Annotated in this window: 6 protein-coding genes; 4 read left to right on the top strand and 2 right to left on the bottom strand. The window is 52.0% G+C overall.

The genetic code is table 11. The features are described 5' to 3' along the window. The first annotated feature begins 77 nt into the window (after positions 1 to 77). Complete coding sequence (locus tag AC0YOA_RS02275) at positions 78 to 1,922, top strand: cache domain-containing sensor histidine kinase (RefSeq protein WP_475785218.1); 1,845 nt, start codon at positions 78 to 80, stop codon at positions 1,920 to 1,922. Continuing rightward, positions 1,897 to 3,516 carry a response regulator transcription factor gene (locus tag AC0YOA_RS02280; RefSeq protein WP_475785219.1) on the top strand — a complete coding sequence of 540 codons (1,620 nt, stop codon included), beginning with the start codon at positions 1,897 to 1,899 and terminating at the stop codon, positions 3,514 to 3,516. Before AC0YOA_RS02275 ends, AC0YOA_RS02280 begins: the two co-directional genes overlap by 26 nt. 123 nt (positions 3,517 to 3,639) lie before the next feature. Here AC0YOA_RS02280 and AC0YOA_RS02285 read toward each other — a convergent pair whose 3' ends face one another. Then, entirely contained in the window at positions 3,640 to 6,858 is a 3,219-nt protein-coding gene (locus tag AC0YOA_RS02285) for a hypothetical protein (RefSeq protein WP_475785220.1), read from the bottom strand. A gap of 425 nt (positions 6,859 to 7,283) precedes the next feature. Here AC0YOA_RS02285 and AC0YOA_RS02290 point away from each other — a divergent pair, with 425 nt between their 5' ends. Together AC0YOA_RS02290 and AC0YOA_RS02295 are read left to right on the top strand one after the other, a co-directional pair. Beyond that, positions 7,284 to 9,050: a sensor histidine kinase gene (locus AC0YOA_RS02290; RefSeq protein ID WP_475785221.1), complete on the top strand. Its 1,767-nt coding sequence runs from the start codon at positions 7,284 to 7,286 to the stop codon at positions 9,048 to 9,050. An 18-nt stretch (positions 9,051 to 9,068) separates the two neighbouring features. Beyond that, positions 9,069 to 10,703: a response regulator transcription factor gene (locus AC0YOA_RS02295; RefSeq protein ID WP_475785222.1), complete on the top strand. Its 1,635-nt coding sequence runs from the start codon at positions 9,069 to 9,071 to the stop codon at positions 10,701 to 10,703. Positions 10,704 to 10,742: 39 nt separating this feature from the next. On the opposite strand, the gene AC0YOA_RS02300 is transcribed toward AC0YOA_RS02295, so the two are convergent. Next, the gene (locus AC0YOA_RS02300; RefSeq protein ID WP_475785223.1) at positions 10,743 to 12,332 is read right to left on the bottom strand and encodes an extracellular solute-binding protein; all 1,590 of its coding nucleotides are present in this window, start codon (positions 12,330 to 12,332) and stop codon (positions 10,743 to 10,745) included. Positions 12,333 to 12,341 lie beyond the last annotated feature (9 nt).

Genomic DNA, 12,341 nt, shown 5'->3' on the forward strand with positions numbered 1-12,341 from the left:
ATATGGAGACAAGCTTCGGGTAAAACGCTTTCAATCTGCGTAAAATTGCTTATTCACTGACAAAGGAGGCATTATATATGTTCCGGAAATTGGCCGCCTATTATCCATTCTACCCGATCAGCTTGAAATACCGGCTGCTGCTGTACTTCCTGCTGCTGGTCATTCTCCCGACGTCCATTATTTCCGTGACGATCTACAACGAATCCTACCAGACGATAACGGAAAACATCAAGGTATCCGTGCAAAAAAACTTGAACATGGTCGAAACGATGCTGCTCAAAAAATTCGAAGAGATGAACGGCATCGCCGATTCCATTTACTTGAATCCGGATATGACCGATATTCTTTCCGCTGAACGCCCTGTCGGAGTCGGAATCTTGAATGAGCTGACCAATTTGAACAAAATCATCAACAGCTACGATTTGCCCAGAGATGACCAGCATCAATATATATCGAAGCTGTATATGATGGACCGGCCGGAATATTTGCAGTACAATTTCTCCCGGAATGTGTCCATCATCAGTCAAATCGAGACGGAGCAGTGGTACGTCAAGCTGCCTCAAAAATCGCGTTATTCCATTGTCGGACTTCATGCCAATTCACCCGCGCAGCCCAATGTGTACACGATCATGCTGGCTAAGCGGCTGTTCGGCCTGAACAATGCGATCATTCCCTACGTCGGCCTGCTCACCATTGAAGACGACGTGGACGATTTCAACCGTATACTCGACCAGTTGAAGCCATCCGTCAATAGCTCGGTGCTTATCATCGACAGCAAGGGCAGCGTCGTTGTAAGTCCCGATACGTCGCAGCTGAACCGCAACCTGTCCTCCGAGCCGTATATCCGCAAGCTGATGAACGATAAGCTCGGCCAGCAATCCGAATCCTTCGAAGAGCAGATGGACGGCAAGGCAATGCTCGTCTCCTACCGGCATATCGGAGAGTTCGATTGGACGGTCGTATCCATATCCCCCATCAGCGACCTGAACGGCAAGCTTGTCTCCTTCCGCAAGGTGATGTATGTCGTATTGGCGCTGTGCATGATTCTGGCCTTTCTGATCGCTCTGCTGCTGTCCAATAACATTACAAGTCCGATCCGCAAATTTATCAAATCGATGTCGTTTGCGCAGGAAGGTAATTTCGATCTGCAAATCCAGTATTCGCGAAAGGATGAATTCACCTACTTATTCAGTCAATATAACAAGATGATAAAGCAAATCAAGGAACTGATCAATAAATTGTACGTAAGCGAGGTCAAAAAGAAGGAAGCGGAGCTGCAGGCGCTGCAGGCGCAGATCAATCCGCATTTCCTGTACAATACGCTGGACTCGATCAATTGGATCGCGCTGCGTCACAAGGTTCCGGAAATCAGCCAGATGGTCACCTCCCTCTCCGATTTCTTCCGTTACAGCTTGAGCAAAGGGCGCAATGTCATCCGTGTCGAGGATGAATTCCGCCAGGTGGAGAGCTACTTGTCGATTCAGCAGGTGCGCTTCAGGGAACGGCTGGAATATTCGATCGAGGTGGAGCCGGAGGTGTACGGCCATTACGCCGTCAAGCTGATTTTGCAGCCGCTTGTTGAGAACTCTCTCCTGCACGGCATCGAGAGAAGGCGCGGGAAAGGCATGATCGCCATTAAAGCCCGAAAGTCGGATAATTGGATCATCATCGAAATCAGCGACAACGGCATCGGGGCGGATATCGATGAGCTGAATGCCATGCTTGAAGACGACGGCAAAAGAAACGGCAGCTCATTCGGCATGATTAATGTAAACCGCCGGATTAAACAGCTGTTCGGCGCGGAATCGGGGATTCATTACAGCCGTCATGAGGGTCCGGGAGTGACCGTCACGGTCAGGTTTCCGTGTCTGACGACATTGGAGGGAATAGTGGAAGATGCTGAAGATGATTATAGCGGATGACGAATACAATGTAAGAGAAGGCTTGAAGGAAGTCGTTCCGTGGGATGAGATGGGCATCGAAATCGCGGCAGTCGCCGCCGACGGCCAAGAAGCGTTCGATCTGTGCCTGGAGCTGAAGCCGGACATTCTGCTCACCGATATCCGCATGCCGATGATCGACGGTCTCGAGGCTGCGCTGAAGCTGAAGGACCTGGGCGATCCGGTCCGGATTATTATTATCAGCGGGGCGCAGGATTTTAATTATGCGCAGACTGCTCTCAACCTGAAGGCGGACGGATATATCCTGAAGCCGATCAAAATTCCCGAGCTGCAGGAGACGGTCAGCAAGGTCGTCGCCTCCATTGCGGCCGAGCGCAGCCGGGAGGAGCTTGCCATTCGCCTCAAGCGTCAGCTGCAGGAGAATATGCCTGCGCTGCGGGAGAAATTCTTCGCTAATCTGGTGCTTGGCATGTACAAGAGCGAGCAGGAGGTGCTTGACAAGCTGAATTTTTTCGAGCTTCCTCTTGATCTGTCCAGCATGCGCTGCGTGGCGGCGTTCCAAATCGACGAATACGAGAAGGCGATCGAGCGGTACAACGAGGAGAACAGGCAGCTGCTGAGCTTCTCCATCAACAACATTATGGAGGAAATCGTCAATCGGCATGATGCGGGGATTGCTTTTTGCATGAACGAGAATGAGTTTGTCGTCCTGTTCGATCCGGTCGCCCCCGGCACCAGCCGGCATCTCGATATCTGCCAGGAGATGATCGGTTCCATCAACGAATATTTGAAAATTCCCATATCCGCAGGGATTGGCGAGCCTGTGCACAGCATGCTTCAACTGCACTATTCGTACCGCGAAGCCCGCTCGGCCATCGAATACAAATTTTTTACCGGCAAAAATTCAATTCTGCAAATCAGCGATTTCAAGTCGAACCGCTTTGTCGTGGAATATCCCAAGCTGTACGACGACCAGAACAAGCTCATCAATGCCATGAAGCTGGGCAATCGGGAAGAGGCGACGCTTAAGGTGAACGATATTTTCGATTCCGTATGCGCAGACCGCAATTGCCCTGTCGGATATGTGCAAAGCGTTTGTATCGAGCTGATTAATATGGCTTCCAAATCGTTCTACGAAATGGGCGAAAGCATCGAGCAGGCCGGGGCCGATTTCTCCGCCAGATTCGGCGAGGTTTATGCGAAACGCGATGTTTCGGAGCTGCGTGCGATGCTGCTGTCGCTGTTCGGGGAATTGACCGGTTATTTTGCCGCCAAGCATAACCAGAAGAACAGCCACATGATCAATAAAATTAAAGCGATCATCTCGCAAAATTATATGGAAAACATAACGATTGCGCGGTTATCGGAGGAGGTCTTCCTGTCTCCGAACTATATCAGCCTGATCTTCAAGCAGGAGACCGGTGAAAACATTACGGAATATGTGATGAAGGTGCGGATGGAAGCGGCCAAGGAGCTGATGAAGTCGCCCGATCTGAAAATCCTGGAAATCGCCGAAATGGTCGGCTATGAGAATGCGACTTATTTCAGCACCGTGTTCAAGAAATATACCGGTATGCATCCGCAGAAATACAGGACGCTTATTCAGTCGCCTTAGAAGAGAAAATTCAAGGGCGGGCTAAGCGTTCGGAAGCTGCTTCCAATGGCTGTTGTCACCAGATTTTCTGGCTCAAAGCGAAAAAGTCCAGGTGTCGGATTGATCGACACCTGGATTTTTTTGTTAATTTTTTACAATGCGGATATCATCGACATATGGATCATAATAGCCGCCTGTAACAGTTGAAGCATAGAATCCTATGCCCTTGACCCGATTCCACAGGAAAGGCATCGTTGTTGGCAGGCTTGTCGCGCTGTCATAGTAAACGCCCGTATCCGGGAATGCGGAGAACGGAATCGTCACTTCCACCCACTTGTTGCCGTAATCGGCTGCTGTCAAATAATTGGATAGCGGCACCCTGCTCTCCACCAGCTTCCCGTTATTGTCGCTTGTAAGCTCAACCGATAAGCTGTCGACTTTTCGCTTCGTGTACACCCAGAAATGAATGCCCGCTGTATTTTCAAGCGATGTATAATCCATGAGCACTGATTTGGAAGCCGAATTTGTAAAATTAATGCCGACAAGCGAAGGATCGAAGCCTGCCGTAAATTTCAATCTCAGCGACTTGGTTCCTTCCGCCGGGGTAAATACGGTACTGCTGTCGATCGCGTATCCCGAATTCATCGAATATCCGCCTTGGGCGGTCCCCAGAACGCCGGAGATGAGAAAGCTGTCATCAAACACCGGACGGATCAGATCGCCGGGTTGAGCGGTGGATTGACGGGTTGGCAGGCTTCCGATCGGCGCGTATTCCAGCTCGATTTCATGCCAGGCGTCGGCCGGAAGGTTCAGCTCTCCCGGTGTCGTCATGGCCAGCTGCTCATAGCCCGTCTCGCCCCGCGGACGCGTCCGTTTGATATACCAGGCCTTGGTGCCGGTAGACGCTTTAAGCTGCTTCAGCTTGATTTGCGGGCCGGTAATTTCATTATTCGCCGCATCCAGCGCTGTTCTGCTGACGATCAGCTTCTGGGCATCCGGGAAATCGTTCCCGTCGTTCGAAACCATGATCACCGTGGCGGACCCGCTGCTGCCTGTAATTTGCAGCCGGTTTAACAGCGCAGGGGGCTGGCTGTCCAGCAATCCGCTGAACGCTTCCGCCTGCGGCGCAGCGATAGTCAGCTGTTTGCGCTGCGTATTCTTGACGATTTGCCCCGTATCGGAAACAAGCGGGTTCGCAGGGGCAGTTGTCATATAAGGAGCCGTGGGCTGAGAGGCCGGAACAGGGCCAAAGGTCCGCCGGAAGCTGTTTATATTTTGCCATCCCGGCTTGATGGAATATTTGGGCGTCATCAGCGAATTATAGTCTGTCGCCCCCGTCGGATCATCCACATAAATCGTCTTCGGATTTGTGCTTTTTGCAGTCAAGCCCTGCTTGAACAGGATGCCCGATGTGCGCAGATGATCCAGATTCATGCCGTCCGATTGCATTTCGCCGACCATATCGCCAAGGACATTGGGCTGGCGCTCCTCCCACATCGACCATCCGTCCTTGCCGAGCATGCGGTCGCCGTGCTCCCATGCGAACCAATCGACGCCGCTCCAATCGTTAAACGATCCGTATGCACTGGCAGCCAGTAAAAGCATGCTCCGGTACGGCGCATTGACAGGCAGGCTGGCTGCCGCTTCCTGCTGGTTGATTTCACCGATAAAAAACGGCTTGCCTGCTATTGTGGATTTGGTAAATGAATTGAATACATCGTCGAAATCCTTCACAATCAGCGGGTTGACATAATTGTGGTCCTCAATCAAATCCGATACGCCGGCCTGCATCTTCTGAAAGCTTTCTCCCCGCCACAGATTGGAGAAGATCATCGGCTTCTGGACATTCAAGCCTGTCACATAGCTTTTGATCCGGTTAAAATAATTCTGATCGAGCTCCCGCAGGAAATCGCCGCGTGCAAGCTTCTGCGCTGTCGTCGTGGGGGCATAAAAGTCGCAAGGCGCAACTCCGTGAGCCGCGGTATAAGCCGCCCACTTCGTATTCAGAATCGTTTTCCAGTATGAAACGGCCGGAAACGCCGTACTCTCAAACTTGTTGCCGGCAGTGACGCCGTATTCCGATGAGGTCTCATTCATCGTCTCCAAATAAAGCACCTGCGGATCGCTGCCATAGGCAATGCCCGTGTAAGGATTGACATGCGTCAGCAAATTCCCCGCAAACTCCTCCATGAGCCGCGCCGCACGCTCGTCGATCATCGGAAGAAGGCGCACCAGATCGACGTTGCTCGGCATCTTGTTCAAAGCATCCATGGCCGCCATCCAATCCGTACGGTCCTGGGAGGTGGTTTGCATAATGTCCACATCGCCTGGCAGATATTTTCTGGATGAATCCAGGCTCAGCTGAATATAGATGCCGCGTGCGCGCAGCTGCGCATTCAGATAATCGAACCGGTCCCAGGCTTCCAGGTTCGGGTCACGCGTATTCGTGGTATACGTCGTCAGGGCGCCGATTTTGGAAATCGGGTTCCAGTCCAGACTGTTTCTCATCAGGTGATGAAGCCGGACGACGTTAATTCCAAGCGAATCCAGATTGGCCGCCAGATGGTCCGCCTGCTCGTGGGTCGGGTAGGTCGACACCAGATTCATCCCCCAGAAGCGTACCGGATCTCCGGCATCTGTCACCATATGCTCCCCTTGAACAGTGACAGGCTTGATGGTCGAGGTAATAAAACGGATATTATCGACGCTGGGATCATAGTACCCGCTCGCAGTCGTATCCGCGAAGAAATTCAATCCCCGTACTTGGCTCCAGTCAAACGCTGCGGAGGTGGACAGATGGGTAGCGGGATCATAATAAAAGCCGGTATCGGAAAAGTCCTGGAACGGGATGACGATCCGCGTCCATTTGTCCGCATAGTCGCCGCTCTTCAAATATTTTGAAACCGGAAGCCGCGTTTCGATCAGATTCCCGCCGCTGTCGCTGACAAGTCCGACCGAGAAGCTCGGCACCCTGGGGGACGCTTTCGGGTTCACCCAGAACTCCAGCCCCCCGGTGATTTTCATTTGCGGCGTTACAGCGAATGTATCCGCCGTCGAATCAGGCTTGATAAACCGTAAACCGACAATATCGCGGTCAAAGCCCGCTGTAAATTTCAAGCGCAAGGCATATGGCGCACTGTGAAACGTCGTTGTGCTGTTCGACACCGACTGGGCATTCTCGAAGCCGGCTGCAGCCGTCAAATAAAATAAATCGTTGCCCGCCTGTGTGCTGTAAATGTCCCGCAGTGTGTCAGCCGGACCATCGGCATGCGACGGCTGTACATCCAGTAAACCGAATGCGCTCAAGAACAGAACGACAGCCGCGCCGATCCACGTTAACCTGATACGTTTTCGCTTTTTCATTAAACTTCCTCCCATTTCTTGTAGAATCGAATACCTCTCTGCCCCACCGCTTGCCAATCCGTAAATCCGCTTCATCGCCTCCTTTCAGAAAAAAACGGGCAAGATGCTACCTGTCTTAACCCCTGTTTTTACGGGCAAGAGACCACTCTCAACTTTGTTTATCAAGTGACCTGGCCTCCCCATCACAAGCTTTATTGTATCCGCTTACATCAAAGGGTAAATAAAATAATCTACGGCGACATTTCATTTTCTATCGGCTATCGGGCAAAAGCAGCCAAGATGGGTGCATTTAAACCACATGCTCCTGGAATATCCGGATTTCTCCTGCACAATCCGACGAAAAATTAAACAATCCCGCTTTTTCTACCATGCAGGCGGTATTATTTATTATGATAGAAGCAAGAGAACGTCCAAGGAGAGAATACATGCCCCTACTGAACTTGAAATGGCTCAAGAAGCTGCAGATTACGCCCAAGGTGTTTCTTATCACATTCGTTTGCTTCGAGTCTCTCATTTTGCTGCTGGGCTATTCCTATCACAAATATTCCTCAGCCATCCTTGTCGATTCACAAATGAACTATGCCGTGCAGATGGTGCAAAAAGCGGACAGCTACCTGGAAATGAATATGCAGCATATCCGCACCAACCTGCTTACAATCGCCCACGATACGAGGTTTGCCGAAGCGCAGTACGAGCAAATCAATCAATGGCTGAACGGCAATCTGATCCATTTCATTCCGAACGTAAGCAATATTCACGTCATGTCCGGCCGGGAGGTTCTGGCCAGCACATCGCTAAACAGCTGGGAGCTGCCTAAAAATGCGTATTTAATGAAACAGCTTGAACAGATGACGGAATTCAACCGCATCTACTGGATCGGGCCGTACTTCTCGAACGTCTCCAGGCATACGCTGACTGCTGCGCTGGCCATTCCTTCCGCCGCAGGAAATCACGATATCCTCATGTTCGACGTCGATCTGGACAGCTTGTACCAGGCGCTGCTTCCAACCGACACCCCTTCCGCAAGCGGCGAGCTGGTCCTGCTGGACAGTCAGCGCAGCCCGGTCTTCGGCAGGGAGCCGTACATGCAGTATGACTACCGCGCGCACAGCTTCGCGCTGAGCGGCATCAATCCGGCTTTATTCCAGCAGGATTGGATTCAGACCGAGACGGAGGATGCGGCAGAACGGGAGATTATTATAACGCGCGGACTGAACGACATTACCGGCTGGCAAATCGTCTGGATCATGAACAAAAGCGATCTGCTGAAGCCCCTCGATTATTCCGTCCGGTTGTCCTGGTGGCTGGCGCTTGCTTCCCTGCTGCTCTCGACTGCTCTATCGTTTTTCATCTCCAGCTACATCAGCCGTCCAATCCGCAGGATCGCAGCCTCGATCAACGAGGTAAGCTCAGGCAACCTGAACGCCGAGGTCCGCTTGAACCGCCAGGACGAGATCGGGTTTCTGGCCATGCATTTCAACAAAATGACCCATAAAATCGGCGATCTTATCGATGAATTGAAGGAAACGGAGGAACAGAAGAAACAATCCGACTTCAAAGCGCTGCATATGCAAATTAAACCGCATTTCCTGTACAATACGCTGAACACAATCAGCATGATGGGCAGGCAGGGGAAGTCCGAGCAGATGGACCGGATGATTTCTGCTTTGACGAATCAATTGCATTATACGCTTGATGCGTCTCCGGCTCCTGTCACCTTGCGGGAAGAATTGAATGCGGCCCGGAACTACGTCCAGCTTATGAAAAGCCGCTATCCCGGCCAATTCGAATTCGACATGGATATCGATCCGCTGTCGCTTGACCGGCAGTTGCCCAAATTCATTCTGCAGCCCCTCGTTGAAAATGCCATCTTCCACGGTCTTGTTCCAAGCAAAAATGAAGGCCTGCTGTTTATCAGCACTGCACTAGAGGACCATTACTGGGAGCTGCTCATCGAGGATGACGGCGTTGGCATGAACGAACAATCGCTGAACGAGCTGACGGCACGCATACATTACCGTGGACGTGAGGATCAGACGGGCGAACATATCGGTCTGATGAATGTACATGAGCGGCTTCGGTTAATGTTCGGGGTCGAATACCGCATCGAAATAAGCAGCGAAGCACACCGGGGGACCCGTATTACAATCAGATTGCCGATCGGCCCTTCGCAGCATACCTATTTGACATGAAAAAGGAGAGGCTCTTGCATGAAACGAATCATACTGGTCGACGACGAGCCAATCGCAAGACAGCACGTGAGGGAAAGCTTTCCGTGGACGGATTGGGGTTACGAAATCGTTGGAGAAGCCGGGAACGGGGCCGAGGCGCTTGAATTATGCGGCGGCCTGAAGCCCGATATGGCACTGATCGATATTACGATGCCTGTCATGGACGGCCTCACGCTGCTTGACCATATGGCTGCGTCGTTCCCGGATACAAAATGCATCATCCTCACTGCGCACCGGGATTTCTCCTATGCGCAGAGAGCCGTACAGAAGGGCGCCTTCGGGTATATATTGAAATCGCCAATCGATCTGGCTGAGACGAAGGCTGCTTTGGAGCGCGCCTCCATGGAGCTGGAGAAGGAGCGCAGATGGGTTGTGGCATTGGACCGCGAAAGGCGGCTGGTCGAATCAAGCCGGTACCCGCTGCGCAGACACTTCTTCCAGCAGCTGCTTACCTCCGTGCTGACCCAGGACCAGGAAATCTTGCAGCGCAGCAGCGGAATCGGAATTACGCTTACGGCCGATCATTTCCTGATGCTTGTGTGCCAGGCCGATCCGCTGCCCCTGTTCGTCGCCAAATATCCCGAAAACGACCAGTCGCTTGTGGAATACAGCATGCTGGAGATTGTGCGCGAATCGCTGCTGCCGCTGCTGCCGCTGCTGCCCGGCCAGTTCGAAATCCTTCCCGCCTTTTTCGGCCGATTCGTTATTCTGATCACCTTTAACGGTCCTGTAACTACCCGGGACCATTACAGGCAGGTGTGCCGGCAGATCGAGAACCGGCTGGAGGAGCCGCTGTCGAATTATTTGAAGCTGCAGCTTGCAAGTGCGGCCAGTCCTCCTTTCAGTGAGCTGCACAAGCTGAAAGCCGTCTATCAGAAGACCGCCAGGCAAATGATCTACCGGTTCTATTACGAACGTCCGCGCATCATTCATGCGGAGGATTGTTTCCCGCTTCAGCCTTTGTCACGCGAAGACGCCGCATGGTTGAACGGGCTGGCCGCACAAGCGGCGTCCGATCCGAATCCGAAAACGTTCCAGCGGTTTTTGAACAAGGCGAAAACCTTTTTTCTGCAGATGAAGCAGCAGCCAGGCGATGTTACTGATTGGCTTACAGAGCTGAAGACGATTTTTGTGAATGACAGCCATCTTCCGCCATGGCCGGACTTCCGGGAAGCCGGCAGCTTATTCGACGCCATCCTGAGACTTGACGGCTGGTTCCAGCGGATGCTGCGCATCCAGAGCAGCAAGCTCTCCATTCGTCCCGAGATTGCCCGCGCCATGCAGTACATTCATCTGCATCTGCAGGATGAATTGTCGCTGGACACAATTGCGCGGGAGGTGGAGCTCAGTCCATCCCATCTCGGGCATCTGTTCAAGAAGGAGGTCGGCACTTCGGTGATCGACTATGTCCTGGAGCAGCGTATCGAATTAGCCAAGAAATATTTAGAAGAAGCACGGTTCCGCAATTACGAATTGGCAGAGAAGGTCGGCTTCCGCCATTATTCCTATTTTTCCACCATGTTCAAGAAAATGACAGGCCTGGGACCGAATGAATACCGGCGCTCAGTGAAAACCTCCATCCTCCCCCCTGCATACGACAAAGAGAAAGGGTGACTCCCGTCACCCTTTCTCTTTCGCCTGTTTCGCGCGATTTTATTGGCCGCTGTCCGTGCTTTTGATGAATTCATTCATCTCCTTCACATATTCTTCGCCGCCGTTATCATACCATCCGGCAAGCAGCTTATCGAATTCATCGACCGGCGTTTGGCCAAGGACAATCTTCATGATCGTCTGATCCCAAACTTTTTTGTAATCCATATAATCCGGTTTCTTCGCTGCCTCCGGCGTGAAATCCAGATTTTTGGACAATACGACAGATTCGACCGATTTGTTCAACCAAGGTGTGCTCATGTCGATAATGTCCTGAGGTGTCGTGAGAGAGAAGTAAATTTCCGTATCGCCTGCGCGACGCATCGTATTGAGCCGGACCGGCGCTAACTCCTTATCCTCGACAGCGGTCATCTTGCCGCCTTGTTTCGTGTAGTCGAGCCCTTCGTAACCGATCAGCATCGTCGGATAGATGTCATCTTTTAAATAGTAATTCAGCACATCGATTACCTTTTGCGGATTTTTAGCGTTTTTGGTCAATCCCCAGAATCCCCACAGGCCGACTCCGTAACCAACGCCTTCCACTTTGTCGTCCTTTTCGTTTTTCACGAACAGGTAGGTGATGTCCGCATCCGGATTAATTTTCTTCAGCTCGTCCGCATGCCACCCATAATGACCAGCGAAGCCGGACATCACACCTGTAATGCCGCGGATAAACCGCTCGCGCGAGGTTGTTGAATTGTTGACGGCGGAATCGGGATCGAGCAGGCCGTCCTTGCTCAGCTGCGCTGTATAAGCAAGCGAGTTCTTGTAGGCGCTGCTGCTGCGGTCAAACATCGCGTCCATATATTCGAAGTCGCCTCCCTCCGACTTCTGCCAGCCAAGCTCACCAAACTGGCTCGTCAGAATAGGCTGCAGCACCTTGTTCGGATCGGCGAACGCCGCATATCCGTGCGTATCGTCCTTGCCGTTGCCATCGGGATCATTCTTCGTGAATTTCGTCAAAATTTCCGTAAACTGATCAATTGTAATTTCCGAATTGTCCGGAATGGCAAAGCCGATATTTTTCAGCCAATCCTTGCGCACCCAGAATGCGTCATTACGGATCACCGTCGTTCTCGGAATGCCGTAAATCTTCTCGTCCTGCTGCACTTTGAGCGCATTCCATGACACATCATACGTATATTTCATCAGGCTTTCCTCATTTTTAATGTAATCGTTCACAGGCACGATCAGGCCGTCCCGGACAGCATTGAGGAAGCTTTGATCATTGGTGGCCGGGAAATAGACCAGATCCGGGTAGTCTCCGGACGCCAGCATGAGCTGCACCCTCTCCTGGTATCCGGTAACAGGCGGGATATCAAATTCCAGCTCCACGTTCAGATCCTTCTGAACCTGCTCCACCCATTTCTTGTCTGTAGCCGACAGGTTTGCCTGCTCGTGATTCGCCATGATTTTGATCTTGACCGGCTCCTCCTTGCCGCTTCCCGCTTCCGTCTGGCCACTGCTTCCCGCACTGCCGCCCTCTTTCGTTCCGGTACCGCCATTTCCGTTGCTGCTTCCGCTGCAGGCCGCTGTAAACAGAAGCACCGCAGCGATAAGCGCAAGCAGCGTTCCTCTCATGGTCTTGTTCATTTGTACTAC

This window comes from Paenibacillus sp. JT22N12 (assembly GCF_056269365.1).

Coding starts and splice junctions, on each gene's coding strand:
- AC0YOA_RS02275 (WP_475785218.1), top strand. CDS start 78: ATGTTCCGGAAATTGGCCGCCTATTATCCATTCTACCCGATCAGCTTG.
- AC0YOA_RS02280 (WP_475785219.1), top strand. CDS start 1,897: ATGCTGAAGATGATTATAGCGGATGACGAATACAATGTAAGAGAAGGC.
- AC0YOA_RS02285 (WP_475785220.1), bottom strand. CDS start 6,858: ATGAAAAAGCGAAAACGTATCAGGTTAACGTGGATCGGCGCGGCTGTC.
- AC0YOA_RS02290 (WP_475785221.1), top strand. CDS start 7,284: ATGCCCCTACTGAACTTGAAATGGCTCAAGAAGCTGCAGATTACGCCC.
- AC0YOA_RS02295 (WP_475785222.1), top strand. CDS start 9,069: ATGAAACGAATCATACTGGTCGACGACGAGCCAATCGCAAGACAGCAC.
- AC0YOA_RS02300 (WP_475785223.1), bottom strand. CDS start 12,332: ATGAACAAGACCATGAGAGGAACGCTGCTTGCGCTTATCGCTGCGGTG.